This window comes from Kitasatospora aureofaciens (genome assembly GCF_001188955.3).
GTDB lineage: Bacteria > Actinomycetota > Actinomycetes > Streptomycetales > Streptomycetaceae > Kitasatospora > Kitasatospora aureofaciens.
The window spans coordinates 260,864-286,813 of record NZ_JPRF03000032.1 but is presented as its reverse complement, the minus strand read 5'-3'; the positions used below and the strand labels follow the sequence as shown (position 1 = coordinate 286,813).

The window sequence follows — 25,950 nt, the reverse complement described above, 5'->3', positions numbered from 1 at the left end:
TCCCGCGATGGACCTGATCGCACCGCACTGTCACACTGCTGCTGTCACAGCAGGAGTGTGCCAGCGTGGGAGGCAGCAGATGGGGGAGCACGGCGCCGGGGTGGGCGAGGTGCGGCTGACGGTGGACGAGTTGGCGGCACGGGCCGGGGTGACGGTGCGGACGGTGCGGTTCTACGGGACCAAGGGCCTGCTGCCGCCGCCAGAGCTGGGGCCGCGACGGGTGGGCTTGTACGGAGCGGCGCACCTGGACCGGCTGGGGCTGATCGAGGAGTTGCAGCGGCAGGGGCTGACGCTGGCCGCGATCGAGCGGTACCTGGCGCGGCTGCCCGAGGACAGCACACCGCTGGGCCTGGCGATCCACCGGGCACTGGTGGCGTCCTGGACACCCGAGGCGGCCGAGGAGATGGGCCGGGCTCAGTTGGAACGGCGGGCCGGCCGTGGGCTGTCGGAGGAGCAGCTGGAACGCCTGGTCGCGATGGGCGCGCTGGAGCGGACGGCCGACCCCGACGTGTTCCGGGCGGACCCGGGCCTGCTGCCGCTGGGCGTGAGGATCCTGGACGTGCCGATCCCGTTGGAGACGCTGCTGGCCGCCCGGGCGGTGGTGCTGGAGCACAGCCGGGCGACGGCCCGGGAGTTGCAGCGGCTGTTCCGGGAGACGGTGTGGAAGCCGTACCGGGAGAGCGAGCCGGACCCGGCGGAGCTGGCCCGGATGAAGGAGCTGACCGACCACATCCAGCCGATGGTGGCGCAGGCCCTGGTCACCGCGTACCAGCGGTCGCTGCGGGAGGAGTTGGGCGAGGAACTGGGCGACGAACCGCGCCACTGACCCGCGCCGGGAACCGGATGAGGAACCGCGCCGGGAACCGGGTGAGGCCGCGCGCGGCACGGCCTCACCCTGATCCACCCCGGCCGAAGCGCCCGGGGTGGTACTCGGCCCGGGTCAGTCGGTGAAGGTCCGCCCCTCCGCCGCGATCCGCTCCAGCAGCGCCGGCGGCGCGAACCGCTCACCGTACGTGGCGGCGAGTTCGCGGGCGCGGGCCGCGAAGCCGGCCGGGCCGCCCCGGTAGCCGTTGATGTACTGGAGGACGCCGCCCGTCCAGGCCGGGAAGCCGATGCCCAGGATGGAGCCCACGTTGGCGTCGGCGACCGAGGTCAGCACGCCCTCCTCCAGGCAGCGCACCGAGTCGAGCGCCTCGCTGAACAGCATCCGCTCCTTGAGGTCCTCGAAAGGCACCTCGACCTCCCCCTCCCGGGAGAAGTGCTCCAGCAGCCCCGGCCAGAGCCGGCCGCGCTTGCCGTCCTCGCCGTACTCGTAGAAGCCGGCGCCGCCGCTGCGGCCGGGGCGGCCGAACTCGTCGACCATCCGGTCCACCACCGCGTCCGCCGGGTGCGGCGTCCAGGTGCCGCCCGCGGCCTCGACCGCGAGCCGGTACTCGTCGCGGATCTTGCGCGGCAGGGTGAGGGTGAGCTCGTCCATCAGGGAGAGCACCTTGGCGGGGTAGCCGGCCTGGGCGGCGGCCTGCTCGATCGAGGAGGGGTGGATGCCCTCGCCGACCATGGCGACGCCCTCGTTGAGGAACTGGCCGATCACCCGCGAGGTGAAGAAGCCGCGCGAGTCGTTGACCACGATCGGTGTCTTGTCGATCTGCCGGACCAGGTCGAAGGCCCGGGCGAGCGCCTCGTCGCCGGTCTCCGGGCCGCGGATGATCTCCACCAGGCGCATCTTGTCGACCGGCGAGAAGAAGTGCAGGCCGATGAAGTCGCCGGTGCGCTGGACGCCTTCGGCGAGCACGCCGATCGGCAGGGTGGAGGTGTTGGAGCACAGCAGTGCGTCGGGGGCGACCACGCCCTCGATCTCCTTGAACACCTTGTGCTTGAGCTCGGTGTTCTCGAAGACCGCCTCGATCACCGCGTCGCAGCCGGCCAGGTCGGAGGTCTCGGAGGTGGGGGTGATCCGGGCGAGCAGGTCGTCGCGCTTGGCCTCGGTGGAGCGGCCACGGGCGATGGCCTTGTTCAACAGCCCCTCGGAGTAGGCCTTTCCGCGCTCGGCGGCCTCGACGCTGACGTCCTTGAGCACGACCTCGATGCCGGCCTTGGCGCAGGCGTACGCGATCCCGGCGCCCATCATCCCGGCGCCGAGCACCGCGACCTTGCGGACCGGCCGCTTCTCGACGCCCTTGGGGCGCCCCGCACCGGAGTTGACCGCCTGCATGTCGAAGAACAGCGCCTGGATCATGTTCTTGCTGGTCTGCCCGCAGGCCAGCTCGGTGAAGTAGCGGGCCTCGATCACCATCGCCGTGTCGACGTCGACCTGGGCACTCTCCACCGCGGCGGCGAGCACGTTGCGCGGCGCCGGGTAGGGGGCGCCGTTCAGCTGCTTGCGCAGGTTGGCGGGGAAGGCGGGCAGGTTGGCGGCGAACGCGGGGGTGGCGGGGGTGCCGCCGGGGATCTTGTACCCCTTGACGTCCCAGGGCTGCACGGCAGTCGGGTTGGCCTCGATCCAGGCCTTGGCCCGGGCAGTCAACTCCTCTGTGCTGTCCACCAGTTCGTGCACCAGACCGTGCTCCAGCGCCTGCGCCGGGCGGTACTGGCGGCCCTGCAGCAGGTACTTCAGCAGGGCGTCGGTGATGCCGAACAGCCGGACCGTACGGACCACACCGCCGCCGCCCGGCAGCAGGCCGAGGGTGACCTCGGGCAGGCCGATCCGGCTGGCGGGGGTGTTCAGCGCGATCCGGTGGTGGCAGGCGAGGGCGATCTCCAGGCCGCCGCCGAGCGCGCTGCCGTTGACGGCGGCGACGACCGGCTTGCCGAGGGTCTCCAGCTTGCGCAGCGAGCGCTTGATCCGCATGGACTTCTCGAAGACGGCCTCGGCGTCCTCCGGGCGGGCGGCGGAGAGCATCCGCAGGTCTCCCCCGGCGAAGAAGGTCTTCTTGCCGGAGGTGATCACGACCCCGCGCAGCGCGTCGGAGGAGGCCAGTCCGGCCAGTCGCTCGACCACGGCCTCGAAGTCGGCCGTGAAGGCCTCGTTCATGGTGTTGACGGACTGGGTGGGGTCGTCGAGGACGAGGGTGACCACGCCGTCCTGGTCCTGCTCCCAGCGGATGGTGGTGGTGTCGCTCATGAGTTTCAGGGTCTCCAGGTCTACCGGGGAGGGAGGGAGTCAGACGCGCTCGACGATGGTGGCGACGCCCATGCCGCCGCCCACGCACAGGGTGATCAGGCCGTAGCGCAGGTCGCGCCGCTCCAGCTCGTCGACGACGGTGCCGAGCAGCATCGCGCCGGTGGCGCCCAGCGGGTGACCGAGGGCGATCGCGCCGCCGTTGACGTTCACCTGGTCGTGCCGGAAGCCGAGTTCGCGGATGAAGCGGAGGGCGACCGCCGCGAAGGCCTCGTTGATCTCGACCAGGTCGATGTCGGCGGCGGTGAGGCCGGCCTTGGCGAGCGCCTTGCGGGTGGCCGGGGCGGGGCCGGTGAGCATGATGGTCGGCTCGGAGCCTGAGACGGCGGCGGAGACGATCCGGGCGCGCGGGCGCAGCCCGTACCGCTCGCCGACCTCGCGGTTGCCGATCGCGACGAGGGCGGCGCCGTCCACGATGCCGGAGGAGTTGCCCGCGTGGTGGACGTGGTCGATGGCCTCCACCCAGTGGTACTTCTGCAGGGCGACGGCGTCGAAGCCGCCGGCCTCGCCGATCGCGGCGAAGGAGGGCTTGAGGCCGGCCAAGGTCTCGACGGTGGTGCCGGGGCGGATGAACTCGTCGCGCTCCAGCACGACCAGGCCGTTGCGGTCGCGCACCGGGACCACCGAGCGGTCGAACAGGCCGTCCGCCTGGGCCTTGGCGGCGCGGGCCTGGGACTCGGCGGCGAAGGCGTCCACGTCGGTGCGGGAGAGGCCCTCGATGGTGGCGATGAGGTCGGCGCCGATGCCCTGCGGGACGAAGTTGGTCTCGTACGAGGTCATCGGGTCGGCGAACCAGGCGCCGCCGTCGGAGGCCATCTTGACCCGGGACATCGACTCCACGCCGCCGGCCAGGATCAGGTCCTCCCAGCCCGAACGGACCTTGGCGGCGGCCAGGTTGACGGCCTCCAGGCCGGAGGCGCAGAAGCGGTTCTCCTGGACGCCGGCCACGGTGTCGGGCAGGCCGGCCGCGATGGCGGCGATCCGGGCGATGTCGGAGCCCTGGTCGCCGACCGGCGAGACCACGCCGAGCACGATGTCGTCGATCGCGGCCGGGTCCAGCTCGGGGTGGCGGCGGCGGATTTCGTGGATCAGGCCGACGACCAGGTCGATCGGCTTGGTGCCGTGCAGCGAGCCGTTGGCCTTGCCGCGGCCGCGCGGGGTGCGGATCGCGTCGTAGACGTACGCTTCGGTGGTCACGATGGAAATGCCTTTCGGGGCAGGGGGGTTCCTGAGGGTCCTGGGGTGGCGGAGCGGGGCAGAGGGTGCGGAGCGGGGCAGAGGATGCCGAGGGCGGCCCGGTGTGCGCAGGAAGGGCGGGCGCTCAGCCGAGGATGGAGCGACCGACGATCTCCTTCATGATCTCGGTGGTCCCGCCGTAGATCGTCTGGATGCGGCCGTCGGTGAACGCCCGGGCGACCGGGAACTCGCTCATGTACCCGTAGCCGCCGTGGAGTTGGAGGCAGCGGTCGGCCGTGCGCTTCTGCAGTTCGGTGGCCCACCACTTGGCCATCGAGGCGTCCGCCGGGGTGAGCGCGTAGCGGTTGTGCTCGGTGATGCAGCGGTCGACGAAGGTCCGGGTGATCGCGCACTCGGTGGCGAGCTCGGCGATCTCGAAGCGGACGTGCTGGAGCTTGGCGAGCGGACGGCCGAAGGCCTCGCGCTGCTTGACGTACTCGGTGGTGATCTCGACCAGGTACTCGGCGCCGGCGATCGCCGCGGCGGCGATGGTGAGCCGCTCCTGGGCGAGGTTCTGCATCAGGTGGATGAAGCCGCCGTTGAGCTCGCCGAGCAGGTTCTCCTTCGGCACCCGGACGTCCTCGAAGAACAACTCGGCGGTGTCCTGGGCCTTCTGGCCGATCTTGTCGAGGTTGCGGCCGCGCTCGAACCCCGGGGTGCCGCGCTCGACGGCCAGCAGGCTCAGTCCGTGCGCACCGCCCTCCGGGGTGGTGCGGGCGACCACGATCACCAGGTCGGCCAGGATGCCGTTGGAGATGAAGGTCTTGGCGCCGTTGAGCAGGAAGTGGTCACCCCGGTCGACCGCCTGGGTGCGGATGCCCTGCAGGTCGGAGCCGGTCCCGGGCTCGGTCATCGCGATCGCGGTGATCAGTTCGCCGCTGCAGAAGCCGGGCAGCCAGCGGCGCTTCTGCTCCTCGGTGGCGAGCGAGGTGAGGTACGGGCCGATGATGTCGTTGTGCAGCCCGATCGCCAGCCCGGAGGCACCGGCCCGGGCGAACTCCTCGGCGAGCACGGCGGCGTAACGGAAGTCCGGGGTACCGCCACCGCCGTACTCCTCGGGCGCGGCGATGCCGAGCAGGCCCTGCCGGCCGGCCGCCAGCCAGACGGAGCGGTCGACGATGCCGGCCTTCTCCCAGCGGTCGTAGTGCGGCAGCACCTCCTTGGCGAGGAAGGCCTTCACGGTGGCCCGGAAGTCCTCGTGCTGCTCGGTGAAGATCTCGCGCTGCAACGCTACTCTCCTTGCTCTGCTGCGGAGTTGGATGGTTCCGTGCCGTCGGCCGCGGAGTCGAGGGACGGAACGGCCCAGTCCCGGGCGACCTCCGCGGTGTCCGCACCCGGCCGGGCCGGCGGGCGGCGCAGCGCGCCGGGGGTGGCGGAGAAGCGGGGGGCGGGAGCGGGCTGGGTCACGCCGTCCGCCTGGACGTACGTCCCGCGCGCCAGCAGGTGCTCCTCGCGGGCTGCCTGGCGCATCGTCAGCACCGGCTCCACGCAGGCGTCCGAGCCGGCGAAGACGGCTTCCCACTCGGCCCTGGTCCGGGTGGCGAAGCGGGCGGCGATCAGGGTGCGCAGTTCGGTCCAGCGGGCGAGGTCGTACTGGCCGGGCGCGTCCGGGCCCAGCTCCAGCAGCCGGGCGAACTCGGCGTAGAACCGCGGCTCCAGGGCGCCGACCGCGAGGTGCCCGCCATCGGCCGCCCGGTAGATCGCGTAGAACGGGGCACCGCCGTCCAGCAGGTTGACGCCCCGGCGGTCCTGCCAGTGGCCGGCCGCGAGCAGCCCCCACAGCATGCTGCCGAGGTGCGCCGCACCGTCGACGATCGCCGCGTCGACCACCTGGCCGGCGCCGGTGGCCCGGGCGTGGTGCAGCCCGGCCAGCAGGCCGACGACCAGGTAGAGCGAGCCGCCCGCGTAGTCGCCGAGCAGGTTCGCCGGGATTCCGGGCGGCGCCTCGGCCCCTCCCGGCGAGGCGACCATCCCGAGCACCCCGGCCACCGCCGCGTAGCCGAGGTCGTGCCCGGCGGTGGCGGCCCGCGGGCCGTACTGCCCCCAACCGGTCATCCGCCCGTACACCAGCGCCGGATTGCGCGCCAGACACGCCTCGGGCCCCACCCCGAGCCGCTCCGCCACCCCCGGCCGGTAGCCCTCGATCAACAGGTCGGCCCGCTCGACCAGGTCCAGCACCAGCCCAGGCCCCTCGGGCGACTTGAGGTCGACCAGCACCGACCGCTTGTTCCGGTTGCTCAGGTCGTGCGCCGGATCCGTCCCGAGCGGCGACGGCTCCGGCCGGTCCACCCGCACCACGTCCGCCCCGAGATCGCCCAACAGCATGGCCGCGAACGGCCCCGGCCCGATTCCCGCGAGCTCGACGACCCGCACACCCGCCAACGGCCCCGGACCACCCGCACGGCCCGCCGGACTGCTCGTGTCACCCACTGGCTGCAGAACCCTTCGGGGTTTGACAGTAAAGCTGTAACACTCGCGATGATAGGCAAGCGACCCGCCGGTAACAAGACCTCGCCCACCCCCGATCCCCCGCCACGAACCCGCGACGGACTCCGACGAACCCGACCACACCCCGTGCCAATGGCACCACGGAGGGTGCGTCGGTGCACTGACGGAGCGGGCCTGTACGGTCGTCATGTCGCAGAGGGTGCACGAACCATCTGTACACCTGGGGAGGATTGCACACACATGGTCAGCCCGTACTTCACCACCGGCCCGGTGGCCCCGGCCACGGACCCGATGCCGAGCACCACCAAGAAGTCGCCGTACGCGCCTCCGGCGCCGGCCGACAACGGCAACACCGTGCCGCCCCTCCCGCTCCTCCCGCCGGACAGGCCCACCACCCAGCTGGACACCCCGTACGAACTCACCGCCTCCGCCGGGCTGGCCCGGCAGATCGCCACCGACCTCGACAACGCCAACGCCAAGGCGGGGCCCGGTTCGCACAGCCTCACCGAGTACGCGAGCACCGCGTCGACCAGGATCCGCGGCTTCTCCTTCGGCAGCGCCCTCACCACCGCCACCGAGCGGTGGCTGCAGCAGTGCAAGACCCTGCACGACAAGGTCGACAACGCCGCCACGAGCCTGGACCGGACCCGCGAGTACTACCACGGCAACGAAATCACGACGGTCGCCGACCTGAACGCGGCCCGCTGACCAGAACAGGGGGAACAAACGGATGGTTTCCTTCAAGGAACTGCACGAGGCCGACTTCGGTCAGCTGGAGCCTGCCGAAGGGCGCCAGGAACGACCCGGACAGCGACAAGTTGGCGAAGGACCTGGACGCCAAGGCCAAGGCCAAGGCCATATCGGAGCGCCTGGCCAAGGCCGTCGAGAAGGCCACCACCGCCGACCAGCGCGCCACCGTCGACCTCCAGAGCGACATCGGCACCAGCACCACCGCCTTCAACCCCACCCCGGGCGGCGGTGGCCCGGTCGCCGACGCCAAGCGGGCCACCGACCTGACGTCCAAGGGCGGCAGCCTCTCCGACGACCAGCTCAAGCAGTTGCAGACCCTGCTGGCCGCCAACGCGGAGAACAAGGACTTCTCCACCACGCTGCTCAACGGCCTCAACTACGGTGGCAAGACCGGTCCGGAGGCCCTGCTGGAGTACTCCAAGGTCTACGGCGACCTCGCCCACGGCAACCACAATGCCAAGGGCTACCAGGACGTCTACGGCGGCCTGTCCGTGGCCCTCGCCACCGCCACCCGCGACGGCGGCATGGGCAAGGACTGGGAGGACGGCCTCCTCGCGGCCGCCCGCCGCCCGGGCGGCTCCGCGGCGGGGTGGAACGACAACTACCCGGCGCTGACGACTCTCATGGGAGGCGGCGGCAAGTACGACAAGGCGTTCCTGGTCAAGGTCGGCAACGACCAACTGGAAAGCCAAGATGGACTACCACTACATCGGCACGCTCGCGAACATGCTGCCGGGCACGGACTGGCTGCCAGTGGGGGACATCGCCCAACGCTACGTCGACGTCGCCACGTCCGACTGGGCGAACAAGGTCAACGCAGCGATCGACACCAAGGCGCAAGGCGACCTCAGCAGCCTCTACACCACGGGACAGTCGCAAATGCAGGTCATGCTCCAGCGGAAGGCCGCCGACATGGGCGTGCCAAGTCGTGATGTCCTGCTCGACCAACTGACCGACTCGGCCAAGGTCCACTACTACACATCGATCACCCAGGCCCACAACGCAGCCTTTGGGAAGGGGTGACCCGGTGACGGGACGACAGCACGGAACGCCCTCCGACGGGACGGCCGAGGGGATCGGTGCGGCACTCGAGCGGCGCGGGTTCACCACGCGGGCGCTGCGGGCGCGGGCGGCGGTCGTTGGGGTGGCGCTGGCGGTGGTCGCGGCCGGGGTGGGGGCGTTCCTCGTAGGCAACCTGAGCAATGCCTTCGGGCCGGGCAGCGTCTGTGAGGGGGCGGTGAGCGCCGACGCGCTGCACGATGCGCTCGGGCCGGGCACGGTCGGTGAGCAGAAGTACGGCGACGGGAGCCTGCACAGCGGCACCGCGTTCTGCACGGCGACGGTGAGTTACGGAGTGTTCGGGAACGAGCGGTCGGTCACGGTGGAACTCCGCAAGGACACCGGCCTCTCCATCCTGGCGGACAACGCGGACGAGGCGGAGGCCCGGATGTTCGGCGCTTCGGCCAACGGCGGCGCGGCCGGCGCGGCCTTCGACCACCGGGCGTGGGCGCTGCTCCCCGAGGACTGCGGCAGCGGGCTGCGGGTCGCGGTCCGATCCGGTGGCAGCGACAGGCCAGGCGCCCGGAAGCTCGCCGGACTCGCCGTGTCGGCTGCCAACCGCGTCGCGATGCAGCGGGCCTGCGGAAAGGCGCCGATGCCAGCACCCCGGGAGCTGTCCGAGGCGGGGAAGGAGCACGACCTGGACCGCAACGCCGTCTGCGGTCTACCCGGGCTCACCCTCGCCGAAGCCCCCGGGAGTACCGGTCTCCGGGAGACCGTGACCACCGCCACCGATCCCTTGTGGGCCTGCCGCATCCACTCGACCGGGGACCCGACGTCCTCGGCCGCCTTCACCATCGGCACCGAGCCGCGGCTGCTGACCGTGGGCGCCCCGAAGGACGAGCCGGGGCTCGGCCGGGCCCGTTGGGTGGAACCCGGCGAGATGGTGACGACCTGCCACGGCAAGCCCGCCTACTTCCGAATGAGTTGGGACGGCATCCAGAAGCTCGTCCCCGACAGCGACGAGACCTGGAAGCAGTTCCTCACCGCCGGGGGCAGGGCGATCGGATGCGAGCCGATCGTGTAGGGACGGAAAATGGGGCGGGCGAATGTCGGCGTAATGGTCTATCGTGCGAGCGATCCATTACGTACGACATCGGGGGAAGCAGCATGACCACCGCTGAGCAGGCCGTCGTCACCGGACGCACGATCGTCGCCGTTTCCGAGCGGCTGGTGTTGACGCGGCCGCAGGAGGGGGATGCCGAGGCGATGTTCGCGATCCACGGGGATCCGGAGACCAACCGGTACAACCCGGACGGGCCGCAGCGGGACATCGCGCAGGCGCGGGAGCAGTTGGCCGGGTTCGTGGCGGACTGGCCGCGGGACGGGGTCGGGTACTGCATGGTGTCGACCCGGGAGGAGCCGGAGGTCGTCATCGGGGTCGCCGGGCTGTTCCTGCACAGCCTGGACGGGGAGCCGGTGTTCAACCTGTACTACCGGTTCCGGCCGTCCGCCTGGGGCAAGGGCTACGCGGCGGAGGCGTGCCGGGCGGCGATGGCGGAGGCGCTGCCGCGATTCCCGGGGATCCCGGTGACGGCGTTGATCCGGGAGGACAACCTGCCCTCGCGCCGGCTCGCCGGGCGGCTCGGGCTGGTGGCGGACCCGGACGGGCGGGTGGACCATGAGGACCGCCTGATCCACCGGATGGCGTGAACGGCAGGGCCGGGGATCCCCCGCCGGAGGGAGGGGGTTCGCCCCCACGGCGGAGGCCGCGGGCCGGGTCCGGAGGCAGCCTGGGGGCATGAGGATCGACGAAGGGCGGGTACGGGCCCTCGCCGGGTGGACCGCCGTGGCGGCGACGGGACCGTACCTGACGCTCAAGGCGCTGTGGCTGACCGGGCACCCTGTGGGATCGGGCGATCCCGGGGCGATGGACGAGCTGTGGCTGGTGAACCTGCTGACCGTCGGAATGGACGCCATAGCCGCGGCCCTGGCGCTGGCCTTCGTCCGGCCCTGGGGACGACGGGCCCCGGCCGGGCTGGTGCTCTTCCCGATGTGGGTGGCGACCGGGCTGCTCGGCACCATCCTGCTGGCGCTGCCGCTGTACCTGTTGAGCAGTCTGCTCCTGGGACCGGAGCGGAACACGGGCCAGGAACCCGGCGGCGGCCTCGGCGGCTGGGTCTTCCCCGTGGTGTACGGCGGGTTCGCCGTCCAGGGGCTGGCGCTGATCACCGCCTTCGTCCTGTACGCCCGGCACCGCTGGGCCGCACTGCTGCGGGCCGGGACCGGCGACCTGCCGCGCTCCCCCACCCTGGCCGTGCAGCGCAGTCTGGCCTGCGTCGCCGCGCTGCTCGGGCTCGGTACCGCGGTGGCGCGGGCGTACTGGGCGGCGGGTGGCACGGCCGGGCTGCCGGCTGCCCTGGCACAGGACCGGTCCAGGGGTGTGGCGGTGATGGACGCCGTGACGGCGGTGATGGCGGTGGCCGCCCCCGCGGGGCTGCTGGTGCTGGTGTTCCGGCTCCGGCCTCTGAGGCCGCTGCGCGTACCGTTGTTGGTGGTCTGGACGGCTGCCGGGTCGCTGTTCGGCTGGGGCTGCTGGCAGTTGGTCGCCTTCGGCGCCACCGCGGCCGGGACGACCGGCCCGCTGGCCCTGGTCCAGGCCGCACAGGTGCTGACCGCGGTGCTGGTGCTGGCCGCCGGCGCGGTGGCGCTGGTCGAACGGGCGGCCGCGGCGCGCGGCGCTGTCGTAGAGTCACCCGGGTGGACACGGGGGGCGGCCGGATTCGGCGGGCGGGAGCGGCGTTGTTCGGGCGGCGGGCCCGACTGCGCTGGGTGCACCTAGTGCTGGGTGGCGCGCTGCTCATGCCGTACTACCTGCTGTCGGTGGTGGCGCTCGGAGCGCTCAATCCCGACCAGGGGGAGGTGCGCCGAGTCCTGTTGCAGTTCCTCGCGTTGTTCACCTCGCTGCCGATGGCCGCAGTCACCGCCCTGGTGCCGACCGTCCGGGGGCTGGAGGGGGCGGCCGCCCGGGCGCTGTGCGCGGTGGCACGGCCGGAGGAGCTGGCCACCGGGCCGGCCCGGTCCTGGGCGGCCCGTCGGCGTACCGCGCTCTGGTTCGTGCTGCACCTGTTCTCCGGCGGGGTGGTCGCCGGGATGACGCTGGCCGGGGTGCCGTTCGCGGTGGTGCTGCTGTTCGGCTTCGTGGGGAGTGAGGAACTCGCCAGGTTCTGGACGGACCGCTTCCCCGGCTGGATGCTCACCGGCCCGGCGCTGGGCCTCGCCCTGCTGCTGCTGATCGTCGGGACCAGTGCCGCCTGCGGCGCACTGCTGGCCCGCTGGGCGCCCGTCCTGCTCGGTCCCACTCCGGAGGAGCGGCTGGCCGCCGCCGAGCGGCGGGCCACCGTACTCGCCCAGCGCAACCGGCTGGCCCGCGAGCTGCACGACTCGGTCGGGCACGCGCTGAGCGCGGTCGGCATCCAGGCTTCGGCGGCCGCCCGGGTGCTGCGCACCGACCCGGACTTCGCCGCCGAGGCGCTGCGGGCGATCGAGGAGACCGCCCGCGGGGCCGTCGCCGAACTGGACACCGTGCTCGGGCTGTTGCGCGAGGAGGAGGACGCCGCCGCCGGAGCGGCCGGGCCCACCCTGGCCGGGCTGGACGACCTGCTGCGCCAACTCGCCCGCACCGGCGTGACGGTGGACGCCGAGCTGGCGCCCGGCCTGGGGGCACTGCCGGCCGAGGTCTCCCGCGAGGCGTACCGCATCGTGCAGGAGGGACTGACCAACGTGCTGCGGCACGCCGGGCCCGCCCCGGCCGGACTGCGGGTCGCGCTCGACGCCGACCGGCTGGAGATCGAACTGACCAACCCGCTGGGCCCGGCCCGCCCGAGCCGCCCCGGCGGCGGGCGCGGGCTTCGTGGGATCGGGGAACGCGCGACGGCCCTGCACGGCGGCAGCGCCGTGGGGCCGAGCGAGGACGGAACGACGTGGCGGCTGGCTGTGTGGCTGCCGGTGGGAGGGACCGCGGGATGAGCACCGAACACGACACCGAACAGGACCGCGCACGGGACAGCGCACAGGGCACCGAACAGGACAGTGGGCACCGGACCGACGGGAGCGGTGCCATCCGGGTGGTGATCGCGGACGACGAACGGCTGGTCCGGATGGGCCTGCGGGTGGTGATCGACGCCGAGCCCGACCTCTCCGTGGTCGGCGAGGCCTCCGACGGCGCCGAGGTCGTCCCGCTGGTGCGCGAACTGCGCCCGGACGTGGTGCTGATGGACGTCCGGATGCCCGGCATCGACGGCATCCGGGCCACCGAACAGCTGGTCGGCGGGATGGCCGAGCCGCCGAGGATCCTGGTGGTCACCACCTTCGAGCACGACGACCACGTGTACGACGCGCTGCGCGCGGGCGCGGCCGGGTTCCTGCTGAAGCGGGCGCGGGCGGAGGAGATGGTCCAGGCGGTGCGACTGGTGGCGCGCGGGGACTCGCTGCTGTTCCCGGCGGCCGTACGCGAACTCGCGCTGCGGCACGGCGCGGGCGGCCGGCGGGAGGCCGCCCCGAACCGTGGGCCGATCGGGCGGCTGACCGAGCGGGAGGGTCAGGTGCTGCGGCTGATGGCCACCGGACTGAACAACGGTGAGATCGCGCGGCAGTTGGTGGTGAGCCAGGAGACGGTGAAGACCCATGTCGGCAGCGTGCTGGCAAAGCTGGGCGCCCGGGACCGCACCCAGGCGGTGATCGCGGCGTACGAGTCGGGGTTCGTGCTCCCGGGCTGAACCCGCGGCCGCCCGGCGGTCCGCGGGTCCGGAACGCGGATTCCGATCTCCCGGGCGCAGCACGTAGAGTACGAACTTCCGATCAACTGTCCGATACCTCCCGTATCGCCTGGAACGAACTGGTGGCCGCATGACCGTCCGGACCCGCCCGGCGCTGTGGTGGCGCGCGGGCATCGTGCTCTCGGCGGGCCTCGGCCTGGTCCTCGGCGAGTCCTCGCTGGTCTACTTCACCGTGCAGAGCAACGTCATCGTGCTCGGCTACTTCATCGGCGCGGTGTACTGGATGGCCGAGCGCGACACCGTGGACGCGCCCGCGCCCCGGCTGCGCGGGGCCGCCACGCTGTACATCCTGATCACCGGGCTGGTCTCGCACATCCTGCTCCAGCACGGCGCCAACCCGCTGCCCGGACTGGTCAGCGGGCCGGACCGGCTGGCGCACTGGTCGTCCTTCTTCCTGCACTACGTCACGCCGGTGATGGTGCTGGTCGACTGGCTGGTGCTGAAGCCGCGCAACGCGGCGGCCTGGAAGGACATCCCGCTCTGGCTGGCCTTCCCGCTCGGCTACGCGGCGGTCGTGCTCGCCCGCAACGCCCTGTTCGACGACTTCCCGACGCCCTACCCGTACTTCTTCTTCGACCCGACCAGCAAGGGCTACGGCTACGTCTGGGGCCAGATCGCCCAGCTGACCGTCGAGTTCGTCGTGCTCGGCGCCCTCGTGGTCGGGCTGGACCGGCTGGGCACGCTGGTCGCGGGCACGGCCCGCCGGGCGCTCGCCGAGGAGGCGCAGGACTCACCGGACGACCACGACGCCCAGGCCGCCCAGCTCGCCCAAGGCGCCCAGGACGACCACGGGGCCCGTGGCGCACAGGACTCGCAGCACTAGCTACATCGGATCCACCGCCCTCAGTCCGCCGTCCAGCTCCAGCCACCTGGTCAGCCCAAGGCCGCGCAGGAACGGCAGGTCGTGGCTGACCACGACCAGCGCCCCCCGGTAGGCGGCCAGCGCCTGGGTGAGCTGCCGAACGCTGGCGAGGTCCAGGTTGTTGGTCGGCTCGTCGAGCAGCAGCAGCTGCGGTGGCGGGTCGGCCAACAGCAGGGCGGCCAGCGTCGCCCGGAACCGCTCGCCGCCGGACAGCGTGCCGGTCGGCTGGTCGGCCCGGCCGCCGCGGAACAGGAAACGGGCCAGCCGGGCGCGGACGGCGTTGTCCCCGGCGCCCGGGGCGAACAGCTTGACGTTCTCCGCGACCGTCAGCTCGTCGTCCAGCAGGTCGAGCCGCTGCGGCAGGTGGCGCAGCGGCACCTGGGTGGTGACCATGCCGTCCAGCGGGGCGAGTTCGCCCGCGATGGTGCGCAGCAACGTGGTCTTGCCGGAACCGTTGCGGCCGACCAGGGCGATCCGCTCGGGGCCGCGCAGGTCGAGGTCGACGGTGACGCCCTCGGGCAGCCCGGGCAGCCCCGGCAGCCGGACCTTCTGCAGGGTGAGCACCCCGCGCCCGGCCGGCACGGCGGTGCGCGGCAGGTCGACCCGGATCTCGGCGTCGTCGCGCACCGCCTCCTCGGCCGCGGTGAGCCGCGCCCTGGCCTCCTCCAGGCGCTCGGTGTGCATGCCGGTGAGCCGGCCCGCCGTCTCCTGGCCCTTGCGTTTGAGCATTCCGGCGAAGATGTGCGGGTCGTTGCGGGTGACCGAGCGCTTCCGGCCGTAGCTGGCGCTGCGCTCCAGCTTGCTGCGGGCGTCGACCAAGTCCCGCTTCTGGCGCTGGACCTCGGCCTCGGCGTTGCGCAGCAGCCGTTCGGCCGTCTCCTGCTGGGCTGCGAGGGTGCGCTCGTAGTCGTCGAAGTTGCCGCCGTACCAGGTGACTTCGCCGTCCCGGAGGTCGGCGATCTGGTCGACGTGCCGCAGCAGCTCGCGGTCGTGGCTGACGATCACCATGACGCCGTGCCAGCCGGCCACCGCCTCGTAGAGCCGCTCGCGGGCGGCCCGGTCGAGGTTGTTGGTGGGCTCGTCGAGCAGCAGCACGTCGGGGCGGCGCAGCAGCAGGGCGGCCAGTCGCAGCAGCACCGCCTCGCCGCCGGAGAGTTCGCCGGTGGTGCGGTCGAGGCCGAGCCGGTGCAGGCCGAGCCGGTCGAGGGTGGCGCGGGCGCGCTCCTCGACGTCCCAGTCGTCGCCGACGGCGTCGAAGTGCCGCTGGTCGGTGTCGCCGGACTCGATGGCGTGCAGGGCCTCGCGGGCGGCCCGGATGCCGAGCGCCTCGTCGACCCGCAGGCCGGTGTCGAGTGTCAGCCCCTGGGGCAGGTAGCCGAGTTCGCCCGCGATCCGGACGGTGCCGCCGGTGGGGGTGAGCTCGCCGGCGAGCAGCCGCAGCAGGGTGGACTTCCCGGCGCCGTTGAGGCCGATCAGTCCGGTGCGGCCGGGGCCGACGGCGAGGTGGAATCCGTCCAGGACGGACTTGCCGTCGGGCCACTCGAACGCGAGGTCGGTGCAGAGGACGGCGGTGGTGGGTTGTGCCATGCAAGGCCTCCCGGGTGGTTGCTGAAGGAACGAGGAGCAACACGGGGAGACACCGCGGGTGCGGAACCGGAACGGCCGAGGGACAGGGCGGCGCTAAGGGGCGCCACGGGGCCGTGACTGAGGTCGCACACTCGCGCACCACGCGGCAGGAGCAGGGCCTGGCGTGGCGGGGCGGTGTCCCGGGACCTCAGTAGATCAACGGCCTTCTCCTTGTCTGGCGGATGACACGGACCATGCTAGGCGGGCCGGTGGACGGAGGCAACCGATTTGTTCGGCCTTGCCGCCGGGGCCGTTTCCTCCCCCCCGGCGAAGGCCCGGTGCCGATCCCGTGCCGATCCGGTGACAGCCCCCGTCCCGGCGAGGGGCGGATGTAAGGAGTTCCTCATCCGCATGGCAGACTCCTCACCTGCCATACCTGCGGCCCGAAGGCCGTACCCGAGGAACAGGGCGTATGGCGGTAGTCAACAGGGGGATTTGAACTCATGTCACCGATATCCCGGCCGAGCCGTGCCGTCCTCGGCGCTTCCGTCGCCGCGCTGACCATGGTGGTCGCCACCGGTTGCGGGCCGGACAACAGTGACCCGGCCGGTGCCCAGAGCACGGCTCCGACGGTCGCGGCCTCCGCCTCCGGGAAGCCGGGCGCCGCGCCGCTCAAGCTGCCGACGGTCCAGGAGCTGAAGACCTGGAAGCTGGAGGACTGGGACAAGTGGGCCCAGGCCAACGTGATCACCCCGGCGGTCAAGGGCTACTGGACCCTGCAGAAGCTGCTCAACGCCAAGCCGAAGCCGCTGCCGCAGGCGCCGGGCCAGGCCCCGACGCAGGACCCGGCCCAGCCGACCGCGCAGCCGACCGGCGCGGCCCCGGCCCAGCCCACCGCCGCCCAGCCGCCGACCGGGCCGGGTGACCTGCCCGCGGTCGTCGCGGCGAAGCCGGTGGCGCACCCGTTCCCGAAGAACACGCACGTCAACGGCAAGATCTTCTTCAAGGACGGCAACGACGACTACGTGTGCTCCGGCACCGTCGTCTCGGACCCGGCCAACCCGGGCAAGAGCAACCTGGTGTGGACCGCGAGCCACTGCCTGCACGGCGGCAAGGGCAACAAGTACTACACCGACATCACCTTCGCCCCGGCCTTCAACAGCAACGGCGTGCTGAGCAACGGCAACAAGCAGAAGTCCAAGCTGGAGGACGCCGAGCCGTACGGCGAGTGGGGCGCGACCGCCGGCATGGTCTCCCCGCAGTGGACGCAGGAGGCCGACCCGGAGAAGGGCGGCCCCTGGAGCCAGTACGACTTCGGCATCGTCAAGGTCGCCAACCCGGACCCGAACGGCAAGTCGCTGGAGGAGACCGTCGGCGGCTCGGTGCCGCTGTGGTTCAACGCCCCGCGTGACCAGCTCGCCTCCGTCTCCAACTACGGCTTCCCGGAGGGCAAGCCCTTCGACGGCGTCGAGCTGGAGCACTGCGACGGCGGCAAGCCGGCCGCGAAGCCCGGTGTACCGGACCGCCCGGCGATGCTGATGATCGGCTGCAACATGACCGGCGGCAGCAGCGGCGGCGGCTGGTACGCCACCAAGGACGGCAAGCCGGCCCTGGTCAGCGACACCTCCGTCGGCAACGGCGCCAACACCTACGAGGCCGGCCCCTACCTGGAGGACGTCGCGGCGCACATGTTCGACTACTTCTCCAAGAAGGCCAAGTGACCCGATAGGCAGTGATCCACGGATCACCCCCGGGGCCGCGGCTGCCACAGCCGCGGCCCCGGGCTTTTCCGGCTCGGGGCCCGGTCCTCCTACAATCGGCCCATCATGAGCGCCACACTCGTAGTCAAGGACCTCAGCGCCGGCCACGGCGAACGCACCCTCTTCTCCGGCCTGGACCTGGTCGTCGCCCCCGGCGACGTGATCGGCCTGGTCGGCGTGAACGGCGCCGGCAAGTCGACCCTGCTGCGGCTGCTGGCCGGGCTGGACACCCCCGAGGGCGGGTCGCTGCGGCTCAGCCCGGCGAGCGCCAACGTCGGCCACCTCCCGCAGGAGCCGGAGCGGCGGGAGGGCGAGTCGGTGCGCGACTTCCTGGCCCGGCGCACCGGTGTCGCGGCCGCCCAGGCCGCACTGAACGAGGCCACCGAGGGGCTGGTCGAGGGCCGTCCGGGCGCCGACGACGCGTACGCGGCGAGCCTGGACCGCTGGCTGGACCTCGGAGGCGCCGACCTGGAGGAGCGGGCCGAGGAGGTGGCCGACTCGCTCGGCCTGAAGGTCTCCCTCGACCTGCCGATGACGGCGCTGTCCGGCGGCCAGGCCGCCCGCGCGGGCCTGGCCTCGCTGCTGCTCTCCCGTTACGACGTGTTCCTGCTCGACGAGCCCACCAACGACCTCGACCTGGACGGCCTGGAGCGGTTGGAGTCCTTCGTCAAGGGCCTGCGCGCCGGAACCGTGCTGATCAGCCACGACCGCGAGTTCCTGGCCCGCACCGTCACCAAGGTGCTGGAGCTGGACCTGCACCAGCAGCAGGTCAACCTGTACGGCGGCGGCTACGAGGCGTACCTGGAGGAGCGGGCGGTGGCCCGTCGGCACGCCCGCGAGGAGTACGACGAGTACGCCGACACCAAGGCCTCGCTGGAGGCCCGGGCGCAGATGCAGCGCAACTGGATGGAGCACGGCGTCCGCAACGCCCGCCGCAAGGGCGGCGACAACGACAAGAAGGCCCGCGCCACCCGCGCCGAGTCCACCGAGAAGCAGGCCTCCAAGGCCCGGCAGACCCAGCGGATGATCGAGCGGCTGGACGTGGTCGAGGAGCCGCGCAAGGAGTGGGAGCTGCGCATGGAGATCGCCACCGCGCCGCGCTCCGGCTCGGTGGTCGCCACCCTGCGAGCGGCCGTCGCCAAGCGCGGCGACTTCGCCTTCGGCCCGGTGGACCTGCAGATCGACTGGGCCGACCGGGTCGCCATCACGGGTGCCAACGGCGCGGGCAAGTCGACCCTGCTGGCGGCCCTGCTCGGCCGGCTCGAACTCGACGGCGGCAGCGCCGTGCTGGGCTCCGGCGTGGTGGTCGGCGAGGTGGACCAGGCGCGCGGCCTGTTCTTGGGCGGGGAGCCGCTGGCGGACGCCTTCGCGGCCGCCGTACCGGAGTTCACCGACGAGGAGGTGCGCACCCTGCTGGCCAAGTTCGGACTCAAGGCGGCGCACGTGCTGCGCCCGGCCGGCACCCTCTCCCCCGGCGAGCGCACCCGGGCCGCGCTGGCGCTGCTGCAGGCGCGCGGGGTCAACCTGCTGGTGCTGGACGAGCCCACCAACCATCTGGACCTGCCGGCGATCGAGCAGCTGGAGTCGGCGCTCGGCTCGTACACCGGCACCCTGCTGCTGGTCACCCACGACCGGCGGATGCTGGACACCGTGGCGGTGAACCGGCGGATCGAGGTCCGTGACGGCCGGGTGCACGAGCTGTAACCCTCCCCAACCCTCCCCGGCGCAGGACGGCCACTCCCGGAATTGGTCTCTACCTCTTCCCGGAGTGGCCGTCATGTGCTGTGCTGTCGGCCATGGTTGACAGCGCAGTGGCAGGGGCGTCCCACCCGACCGTCCCGCTCACCCCCATGACGGTGCCGGCCCACCAGGCCGAGGACCGCAGCAAGGCCTTCCACGACGTGATGGCGCAGCGCCGGACCGTCCGCGACTACGACAGCCACCCGATCCCGGACGGGGTGATCGAGTGGGCGGTCCGCACCGCGAGCACCGCGCCCAGCGGCGCGCACGTCCAGCCCTGGCGGTTCGTGGTGATCACCGACCCGGAGCGCAAGCGGCTGCTGCGCGAGGCGGCCGAGGCCGAGGAGCGCGAGTTCTACAGCCACCGGGCGTCCGAGGAGTGGCTGGCCGCACTGGCGCCGATCGGCACCGACTGGCACAAGCCGTTCCTGGAGGACGCGCCGGCCGTGATCGTGGTCTTCGAGGTGCACAAGGGGCCCAACTCGCCGCGCCCGTACTACACCAAGGAGTCGGTGGGGATCGCGGTCGGGCTGCTGCTGGCCTCGCTGCACCAGGCCGGACTGGCGACGCTGACCCACACGCCGAGCCCGATGCGGTTCCTCAACGAGGTGTGCGACCGCCCGGCGGAGGAGCGCGCGGCGTACGTGATCCCGGTCGGCTACCCGGCCGAGGGGGCGCGCGTGCCGGACCTGCGGCGCAAGGATCTCGACGAGGTGATGGTCCGGCTCTGAGGCGCCGGGGGCGCGCCGCCCGCACCCCCGGTCGGGAGCTCCGGTCGCGCCCCCTTCCGGATGTGGCAGGTCCGGGGCAAGGACATAATCGCGGCCATGAGCCGAGCACAGTCGCACTCCTGCGAGCCCGCCCGGGCGGCACCCGCGGGCACGGCGGCCCCGGCGGTACCGACGGAGGCGCCCGAGGCGCCCGAGGCGACCACCGGACGGCCGCCCGAACTGCTGCGGCTGCCCGGCGGCCTGCGGTTGCACCGCCGTCGCAGCGCCCACGCCCCGGCGCTGAACCGGGCCGTCCGCGCCAACCTGGAGCACCTGCGGCCCTGGATGGAGTGGGCGGCCGAGGCCCCCACCCGGGCCCGGACCGCCGAGCTGACCCGGGCCGGCACCGCCGCCTGGGAGGCCGGCACGGACTTCATGTACCTGGCCGACCTGGACGACGCACCCGGCCGGGTGGTCGGCGCCTTCGGCCTGCACGGGCGGATCGGCCCGGGCGCGCTGGAGATCGGCTACTGGGTCGCCGCCCGGCACGTCGGCCGCGGCATCGCCACCGCCGCGGCCGGGGCGCTGACCGAGGCCGCCCTGGCCCTGCCGGGAATCGCCCGGGTGGAGATCCGCTGCGACCAGGCGAACGGCGCCAGCGCGGCCGTCCCGCGCAAGCTCGGCTACCGGCTGGACCGGGTCACCGAGGCCGCCGCCCGGGCCCCGGGCGAGACCGGACGGCAGCTGGTGTGGGTGAAGGAGCGCTGAGGGTCAGTAGTAGCGCCCGCCCTCGGCGGCGGGCAGCGCGTCCAGCTCGGCCAGGTCGTCGGCGGAGAGCGTGAGCCCGGCGGCGCCCGCGTTGTCCAGCAGGTAGCGCGGTGTCCTGGTGCCGGGGATCGGGAAGACGTACCGGCCCTGCGCCAGCGTCCAGGCCAGCGCGACCTGGGCGGGTGTGGCGCCGAGCCGGTCGGCGATCGCCCTGACCCGCCCGACCAGCTCCAGGTTGGCCTGCGATTCCAGCCTCTACCCCTCATCGACCACCAGGCTGTTCATATGCTCATCGACCCACCATGGAGGCGCGGACGGGGCGCGCGGCTCCGGTTTCACCACCGGGCTACCCCACCCGGCCGTCGGCCCGGGGTGTTCGTCCCCGCACGGCCCGCCGGGCCCCGGCGGCCCCGCCCCCGCCAAACCGGCGCGCGAGAGCCCGCCCCGGGGCACCCCGCACCACCGGGCGCCGCCCGCCCGGTCTTGGCACGGCTCGCCGGGACGGTCGACGCTCTGTTCGCGGCCGATCAACTCGGCCCGGCAACACGGAAGTGACCGAAAAGTCACGGAACTCGGGGAGGAACCCATGTCGTTCTCGCGCACCCGCACCGCCGCGCTCGCCCTGGCCGTCGCCGCCACCGCCCTGACCACCACCGCGCTCGCCGCCCCGGCCCAGGCGGCCGGCCACCGCGCGTTCAGCCGCTTCGACGACGGCAGCTTCGAGTCCCCCAAGGCGCCTGCGGGGAACTTCACCGAGTTCGCCGCCGGGCAGACCATCGGCCCGTGGCGGGTCACCAGCGGCAGTGTCGACCTGATCGGGGCGGGCATGTGGCAGGCCGCCGAGGGCGACCAGGCTCTCGACCTCAACGGCAACGCCGCCGGCACCATCGCCCAGACCTTCACCACCGTCCCCGGCGCCACCTACTCGGTGACGTACGCGCTGGCCGGCAACCCCGACGGCGGGGTCGCCCTCCGGACCGGGCGGGCGCTCATCGACGGGCAGGACTTCCAGGACTACTCCTTCGACGTCACCGGCAGGACCAGGGCCGCGATGGGCTACGTCGGACGGCAGTTCAGCTTCGTCGCGCAGAACTCCAGCACCACGCTGGCCTTCGAGAGCACGGTGGGCGGCCCGTACGGCCCGGTGCTCGACAACGTGCAGGTGAAGGAGTGCAAGTCCTGCTGCGGCTGAGACGGCCCGCGGGAGGGCGGTCCTTAAACCCGCCCTTAAACCCGCCCTAAAACCTGCCCGGGACGGCTTCCGGAAGCCGGGAAGTGCTTGACGTGCACAGCTGGTCTAGTCCAGTTTGATCCTCAGCACCGCGCTCCTCCCCGCACCGGACCAGCCCCCATGCTGCCGCCCGCCCCGTGTCCCCCCCTTCACGGCGCGGGCGGCCCCACGTCCCGAGAGGCACCCCCATGCCCAGTGCGCTCCAGCACGCCCCCACGCACCGCCGCCCCACCGGCCGGACCGAACTGCTGAGCCTCGCCGCCGCCGCGGTGCTCGCCGCCGGCGGCCTCGCCACCCTCGCCGGGAACGCCGGCGCCGCCGACGCGAACCTGCTCGCCAACGGCGGCTTCGAGAGCGGCGCCCTCGGCCCGTGGAGCTGTTCCGCCGGCACCGGCAGCGTCGTCAACTCCGGCGCCCACAGCGGGGCGTACGCACTCAAGGGGGCGGCGAGCGCGAGCGACACCGCGCAGTGCGGCCAGACCGTGAGCGTCCAGCCCAACACCACGTACAGCCTCAGCGCCTGGGTGCAGGGCCAGTACGTCTACCTCGGCGTTACCGGCAGCGGCGTCACCGACCCCGCCGTGTGGACCCCCGGCGGCTCCAACTGGCAGCAGCTGTCCGCCGGTTTCACCACCGGCCCGACCACCACCAGCGTCACCGTCTACCTGCACGGCTGGTACGGGCAGGGCGGCTACGTCGCCGACGACGTCACGCTCACCGGCCCCGGCGGCAGCGGTCCGACCACTCCCCCGACCACCCCGCCGACCACTCCGCCCACCGGCGGCCCGACCACCCCGCCGCCGAACGTCGCCCTCCCGGTCGCCCCGTACATCGACATGGGCGCCTGGCCCACGCCGTCCATGCCCGACATGGCCAGGGCGGGCGGCGCCAGGGGTTACAGCATGGGCTTCGTCACCGGCGTCGGCTGCAAGGCCAGCTGGTTCAACGCCTACGACCCGCGCACCGGTTGGGCCAAGGACCAGGTCGACGCGCTGCGCGCGGCGGGCGGCGACGTCAAGCTCTCCTTCGGCGGCGCAGCCGGGACCGAACTCGCCGCCGCCTGCACCTCGGTGGACTCGCTGTTCAACGAGTACGACGCCGTGGTCAACGCCTACGACCTGCGCTACGTCGACTACGACATCGAGGGCGCGGCGATCGCCGACACCGCCTCCAACGACCGCCGCTCGGCCGCGCTCGCCAAACTCCAGCAGGCCCACCCCGGCCTCAAGGTCTCGCTCACCCTGCCCGTCCTGCCCGAGGGCCTGACCGGCGACGGCGTGGCCGTCGTCAAGTCCGCCCGGGACGCCGGGGTCAACCTCGACCTGGTCAACGTCATGGCGATGGACTACTACCGCTCCGGCACCGACTACGGCAACGCCACCGTCCAGGCCGCCCGGTCCACCTTCGGCCAGCTCAAGGCGCTCTACCCGGCGAAGACCGACACACAGTTGTGGGCCATGGTCGGGGTCACCCCGATGATCGGCGAGAACGACGACCACCAGATCTACAACCAGGCCGCCGCCCAGCAGTTGGTGACCTTCGCCAAGCAGAACCACCTCGGCCTGCTCGCCTTCTGGGACGCCACCCGGGACGCCAACGCCTGCACCGGCGGCTCGCTGGCCAAGTGCACCAACGTCCCGCAGCAGCCGTACGAGTTCGCGAAGATCTTCAGCCAGTACACGGGCTGAGCCCGGTAGCGGGAACGAGGTGCCGGCGGCCCGGGAAGGGCGGCCGGCACCTCCGCGCGTTCCGGCGCGGGTGTCCGGAAACCGGCGCGCGGCTCCGTCGTTCGCCCGGGAACCATCTAGCATGCGGTGACGACGACCACACGGATGGTAGTCGCCTCCCTGCGCTCCCTGCGCTTCCCCTGTGCCGAACGATTGGGACCTCTCGTGCGTCACCGCCTGCTCCGCGCCGCCCTCGCCTCCGCCGCCGCGATCGCCCTCGCCACCGCCACCGCGCCCGCCGTCCACGCCATGCCGACCGCCCCGAGGTGTCCCAAGGGGCACCTGTGCCTGTTCGATGGTCCGCACCAGACCGGGCGCATCCTGCTCAACGAGGACGCGCACGTCACGAGCGAGGGCTTCAGCCTGCGCGAACTGGACGACATCGAGCCGCCGATCCACCCGCGCTCGGCCGTCGCCCCCCTCCCGAACGACTTCGGCTGCATCATCCGGCTGAACGACCAGCCCCACTTCGCCGGTGACGAGCAGGAGCTCGCCCACTTCGGACCCCACGAGCTCGACGGCCGCCGGGTCGGTTCACTGACGCCCGACTGCGGCTGAGCGCCCGGGCCACCCCCGGCGGAAATTGGCATCTCATCCTTCCGGACCGTCAACTACAGTCCCTCCCACCTGTACGGAACGAGGGGGCGGACATGACGGTCCGGGACGACCACCATCAGCTGATCATCGACACCACGACCAGCGAAGCCGCGTGCGCGGCGGGCCTCACCCCCGAGGAACTCAGCGCGTTCAGCCGCACCCTGGGCCGCCTCCGCGGCCTACCCTCCCACGACCGCACCCGGCTGCACGCCGAGCGGCAGCTCAGCTCCTTCGTGACGGAGAGCCGCAAGCGCCGTCGCCAGGAGGCCAAGGAGGCGCTCCGGCAGGCCGACGCCGACCTGCTCGCCGCCACCGCGACCGGCGCCCGGCACCGCCGCGAGGACGCACCGCTCACCGCAGTCCCCACCGGGCCGGTCGGCGAACTGCAGGTGCCGCGCAGGTGCTACGTCTGCAAGCAGCCGTACCGCCGCGTCGATGGCTTCTACCACATGCTCTGCCCGGACTGCGCGGCCGACAACACCGCCCGCCGCGGCCTCTCCACCGACCTGCGGGGCCGTCGGGCGCTGCTCACCGGGGGGCGGGTGAAGATCGGCTTCCAGCTCGCCCTGATGCTGCTGCGGGACGGCGCCGAGCTGACCGTCACCAGCCGCTTCCCGCAGGACACCGTGCGCCGCTTCCGCGCCGCCGAGGGCAGCGACCAGTGGTGGGAGCGGCTGACGGTGGTCGGCATCGACCTCCGCGACCCGCGCCAAGTCCTCTGCCTGACGGATCAGTTGTGCGCCGACGGCCGCCCACTGGACATCCTGGTCAACAACGCCGCGCAGACGCTGCGCCGCCCGCCCGAGTCCTACGCCCTGCTGGCGGCGGGCGAGACCACGGCCCTGCCGGCCGCCGACCGCCGGGCCGTCACCCGGGCGCCGGGATTCCGGCCGTTCACCGGCGCGGCCCAACTCCCCTCCGGGGCGGGTCCCTTGCTGGACCTCACCGACGAGGCCGGGCTGCTGCCCGACCTCGCGCCCGCCAACTCGTGGTCCGCCACGCTCGGTTCGCTCGACCCGGCCGAGGTGCTGGAGACCCAGCTGGTCAACGCCCTCGCCCCGGCCCTGCTCTGCGACCGGCTGCTGCCGCTGCTGCTCGCCTCCCCGCACCGCGCCCGCTACATCGTCAACGTCACCGCGGTGGAGGGCCGGTTCGCCGTCCGCAACAAGACGGCACGCCACCCGCACACCAACATGGCCAAGGCCGCGCTCAACATGCTCACCCGCACCAGCGCGGCCGAGCTCGCCCCGCGGGGCGTCCACATGTGCGCCGTGGACACCGGCTGGATCACCGACGAGAACCCGGCGCCCAGGAAGACCCGGATCGCCGCCCGGGGCTTCCGCACTCCGCTGGACATCGTGGACGGCGCCGCCCGGGTCTACGACCCGATCGTCCGCGGCGAGGCGGGCGACCCGGTGTCGGGGGTGTTCCTCAAGGACTACCGGGTCGCGGAGTGGTGACGGGCGGGGCCCGGCCCGAACAGGGCTGAGGGCGCCCCCGGCGGCCCGGTCCGGGAGTTCCCGGGCCGGGCCGCCGGGGT

At 72.8% G+C, this 25,950-nt stretch carries 23 protein-coding genes; 17 read left to right on the top strand and 6 right to left on the bottom strand.

What is annotated here, in order from left to right; all coding sequences use genetic code 11:
* Positions 1–79 precede the first annotated feature (79 nt).
* Positions 80–826, top strand: coding sequence for a MerR family transcriptional regulator (locus HS99_RS21855; RefSeq protein ID WP_046385542.1), 747 nt, complete (start codon positions 80–82; stop codon positions 824–826).
* 114 nt (positions 827–940) lie between these two features.
* On the opposite strand, the gene HS99_RS21850 is transcribed toward HS99_RS21855, so the two are convergent.
* The 4 genes from HS99_RS21850 to HS99_RS21835 all read right to left on the bottom strand — a co-directional run bounded on the left by HS99_RS21850 (position 941) and on the right by HS99_RS21835 (position 6,787).
* Complete coding sequence (locus tag HS99_RS21850) at positions 941–3,121, bottom strand: 3-hydroxyacyl-CoA dehydrogenase NAD-binding domain-containing protein (RefSeq protein WP_030281481.1); 2,181 nt, start codon at positions 3,119–3,121, stop codon at positions 941–943.
* A 39-nt stretch (positions 3,122–3,160) separates the two neighbouring features.
* Positions 3,161–4,375 carry an acetyl-CoA C-acetyltransferase gene (locus HS99_RS21845; RefSeq protein WP_030281483.1) on the bottom strand — a complete coding sequence of 405 codons (1,215 nt, stop codon included), beginning with the start codon at positions 4,373–4,375 and terminating at the stop codon, positions 3,161–3,163.
* Positions 4,376–4,499: 124 nt separating this feature from the next.
* Complete coding sequence (locus HS99_RS21840; RefSeq protein WP_030281485.1) at positions 4,500–5,642, bottom strand: acyl-CoA dehydrogenase family protein; 1,143 nt, start codon at positions 5,640–5,642, stop codon at positions 4,500–4,502.
* Between the two features lie 2 nt (positions 5,643–5,644).
* Positions 5,645–6,787 (bottom strand): CaiB/BaiF CoA transferase family protein, encoded by a 1,143-nt coding sequence (locus HS99_RS21835; protein WP_030551010.1) that lies wholly within the window; start codon positions 6,785–6,787, stop codon positions 5,645–5,647.
* Positions 6,788–7,102: 315 nt separating this feature from the next.
* Here HS99_RS21835 and HS99_RS21830 point away from each other — a divergent pair, with 315 nt between their 5' ends.
* The 8 genes from HS99_RS21830 to HS99_RS21790 all read left to right on the top strand — a co-directional run bounded on the left by HS99_RS21830 (position 7,103) and on the right by HS99_RS21790 (position 14,272).
* Positions 7,103–7,570, top strand: a complete 468-nt coding sequence (locus HS99_RS21830; protein WP_030551011.1) for a hypothetical protein — start codon at positions 7,103–7,105, stop codon at positions 7,568–7,570.
* 110 nt (positions 7,571–7,680) lie between these two features.
* A complete protein-coding gene (locus HS99_RS44175; RefSeq protein WP_141763784.1) occupies positions 7,681–8,544 on the top strand; it encodes a hypothetical protein in 864 nt (287 codons plus the stop codon).
* A gap of 95 nt (positions 8,545–8,639) precedes the next feature.
* Positions 8,640–9,698: a hypothetical protein gene (locus HS99_RS21815; protein ID WP_050366868.1), complete on the top strand. Its 1,059-nt coding sequence runs from the start codon at positions 8,640–8,642 to the stop codon at positions 9,696–9,698.
* 83 nt (positions 9,699–9,781) lie between these two features.
* Positions 9,782–10,324 carry a GNAT family N-acetyltransferase gene (locus HS99_RS21810; protein WP_046385948.1) on the top strand — a complete coding sequence of 181 codons (543 nt, stop codon included), beginning with the start codon at positions 9,782–9,784 and terminating at the stop codon, positions 10,322–10,324.
* 88 nt (positions 10,325–10,412) lie between these two features.
* The gene (locus tag HS99_RS42685; RefSeq protein WP_050366867.1) at positions 10,413–11,453 is read left to right on the top strand and encodes a hypothetical protein; all 1,041 of its coding nucleotides are present in this window, start codon (positions 10,413–10,415) and stop codon (positions 11,451–11,453) included.
* Complete coding sequence (locus HS99_RS21800) at positions 11,444–12,640, top strand: sensor histidine kinase (RefSeq protein WP_223886105.1); 1,197 nt, start codon at positions 11,444–11,446, stop codon at positions 12,638–12,640. Before HS99_RS42685 ends, HS99_RS21800 begins: the two co-directional genes overlap by 10 nt.
* Complete coding sequence (locus HS99_RS21795; protein ID WP_078938679.1) at positions 12,637–13,389, top strand: response regulator; 753 nt, start codon at positions 12,637–12,639, stop codon at positions 13,387–13,389. The genes HS99_RS21800 and HS99_RS21795 overlap by 4 nt, the downstream gene beginning before the upstream one ends.
* A gap of 130 nt (positions 13,390–13,519) precedes the next feature.
* Positions 13,520–14,272, top strand: a complete 753-nt coding sequence (locus tag HS99_RS21790; protein WP_167344930.1) for a Pr6Pr family membrane protein — start codon at positions 13,520–13,522, stop codon at positions 14,270–14,272.
* Here HS99_RS21790 and HS99_RS21785 read toward each other — a convergent pair whose 3' ends face one another.
* Positions 14,273–15,898 carry an ABC-F family ATP-binding cassette domain-containing protein gene (locus tag HS99_RS21785; RefSeq protein ID WP_030281506.1) on the bottom strand — a complete coding sequence of 542 codons (1,626 nt, stop codon included), beginning with the start codon at positions 15,896–15,898 and terminating at the stop codon, positions 14,273–14,275.
* A 482-nt stretch (positions 15,899–16,380) separates the two neighbouring features.
* Here HS99_RS21785 and HS99_RS45120 point away from each other — a divergent pair, with 482 nt between their 5' ends.
* The 4 genes from HS99_RS45120 (at position 16,381) to HS99_RS21765 (ending at position 20,855) form a co-directional block, all read left to right on the top strand.
* Complete coding sequence (locus HS99_RS45120) at positions 16,381–17,598, top strand: trypsin-like serine peptidase (RefSeq protein ID WP_030551019.1); 1,218 nt, start codon at positions 16,381–16,383, stop codon at positions 17,596–17,598.
* A gap of 105 nt (positions 17,599–17,703) precedes the next feature.
* Positions 17,704–19,341, top strand: a complete 1,638-nt coding sequence (locus tag HS99_RS21775; protein WP_030551020.1) for an ABC-F family ATP-binding cassette domain-containing protein — start codon at positions 17,704–17,706, stop codon at positions 19,339–19,341.
* A gap of 92 nt (positions 19,342–19,433) precedes the next feature.
* The gene (locus tag HS99_RS21770) at positions 19,434–20,108 is read left to right on the top strand and encodes a nitroreductase family protein (protein WP_030281512.1); all 675 of its coding nucleotides are present in this window, start codon (positions 19,434–19,436) and stop codon (positions 20,106–20,108) included.
* A 96-nt stretch (positions 20,109–20,204) separates the two neighbouring features.
* Positions 20,205–20,855, top strand: a complete 651-nt coding sequence (locus tag HS99_RS21765; RefSeq protein ID WP_050366866.1) for a GNAT family N-acetyltransferase — start codon at positions 20,205–20,207, stop codon at positions 20,853–20,855.
* Between the two features lie 3 nt (positions 20,856–20,858).
* Here HS99_RS21765 and HS99_RS41450 read toward each other — a convergent pair whose 3' ends face one another.
* On the bottom strand, positions 20,859–21,089 hold the full coding sequence (locus HS99_RS41450) for an aldo/keto reductase (RefSeq protein WP_267885513.1): 231 nt from the start codon (positions 21,087–21,089) through the stop codon (positions 20,859–20,861).
* A 352-nt stretch (positions 21,090–21,441) separates the two neighbouring features.
* Between HS99_RS41450 and HS99_RS21760 the strand changes: the two genes are divergently transcribed.
* The 4 genes from HS99_RS21760 to HS99_RS21745 all read left to right on the top strand — a co-directional run bounded on the left by HS99_RS21760 (position 21,442) and on the right by HS99_RS21745 (position 25,870).
* A complete protein-coding gene (locus HS99_RS21760) occupies positions 21,442–22,047 on the top strand; it encodes a choice-of-anchor C family protein (protein WP_030551022.1) in 606 nt (201 codons plus the stop codon).
* A 227-nt stretch (positions 22,048–22,274) separates the two neighbouring features.
* The gene (locus HS99_RS41445) at positions 22,275–23,774 is read left to right on the top strand and encodes a carbohydrate binding domain-containing protein (RefSeq protein WP_050366865.1); all 1,500 of its coding nucleotides are present in this window, start codon (positions 22,275–22,277) and stop codon (positions 23,772–23,774) included.
* Between the two features lie 204 nt (positions 23,775–23,978).
* Entirely contained in the window at positions 23,979–24,371 is a 393-nt protein-coding gene (locus tag HS99_RS21750; RefSeq protein ID WP_030281519.1) for a hypothetical protein, read from the top strand.
* A 92-nt stretch (positions 24,372–24,463) separates the two neighbouring features.
* Positions 24,464–25,870 (top strand): SDR family NAD(P)-dependent oxidoreductase, encoded by a 1,407-nt coding sequence (locus tag HS99_RS21745; protein ID WP_078958661.1) that lies wholly within the window; start codon positions 24,464–24,466, stop codon positions 25,868–25,870.
* The last annotated feature ends 80 nt before the right edge of the window (positions 25,871–25,950 follow it).

Coding starts and splice junctions, on each gene's coding strand:
- HS99_RS21790 (WP_167344930.1), top strand. CDS start 13,520: ATGACCGTCCGGACCCGCCCGGCGCTGTGGTGGCGCGCGGGCATCGTG.
- HS99_RS21785 (WP_030281506.1), bottom strand. CDS start 15,898: ATGGCACAACCCACCACCGCCGTCCTCTGCACCGACCTCGCGTTCGAG.
- HS99_RS41445 (WP_050366865.1), top strand. CDS start 22,275: ATGCCCAGTGCGCTCCAGCACGCCCCCACGCACCGCCGCCCCACCGGC.
- HS99_RS21765 (WP_050366866.1), top strand. CDS start 20,205: ATGAGCCGAGCACAGTCGCACTCCTGCGAGCCCGCCCGGGCGGCACCC.
- HS99_RS21855 (WP_046385542.1), top strand. CDS start 80: ATGGGGGAGCACGGCGCCGGGGTGGGCGAGGTGCGGCTGACGGTGGAC.
- HS99_RS21795 (WP_078938679.1), top strand. CDS start 12,637: ATGAGCACCGAACACGACACCGAACAGGACCGCGCACGGGACAGCGCA.
- HS99_RS21850 (WP_030281481.1), bottom strand. CDS start 3,121: ATGAGCGACACCACCACCATCCGCTGGGAGCAGGACCAGGACGGCGTG.
- HS99_RS45120 (WP_030551019.1), top strand. CDS start 16,381: ATGTCACCGATATCCCGGCCGAGCCGTGCCGTCCTCGGCGCTTCCGTC.
- HS99_RS21830 (WP_030551011.1), top strand. CDS start 7,103: ATGGTCAGCCCGTACTTCACCACCGGCCCGGTGGCCCCGGCCACGGAC.
- HS99_RS21810 (WP_046385948.1), top strand. CDS start 9,782: ATGACCACCGCTGAGCAGGCCGTCGTCACCGGACGCACGATCGTCGCC.
- HS99_RS21745 (WP_078958661.1), top strand. CDS start 24,464: ATGACGGTCCGGGACGACCACCATCAGCTGATCATCGACACCACGACC.
- HS99_RS21770 (WP_030281512.1), top strand. CDS start 19,434: ATGGTTGACAGCGCAGTGGCAGGGGCGTCCCACCCGACCGTCCCGCTC.
- HS99_RS42685 (WP_050366867.1), top strand. CDS start 10,413: ATGAGGATCGACGAAGGGCGGGTACGGGCCCTCGCCGGGTGGACCGCC.
- HS99_RS21775 (WP_030551020.1), top strand. CDS start 17,704: ATGAGCGCCACACTCGTAGTCAAGGACCTCAGCGCCGGCCACGGCGAA.
- HS99_RS21760 (WP_030551022.1), top strand. CDS start 21,442: ATGTCGTTCTCGCGCACCCGCACCGCCGCGCTCGCCCTGGCCGTCGCC.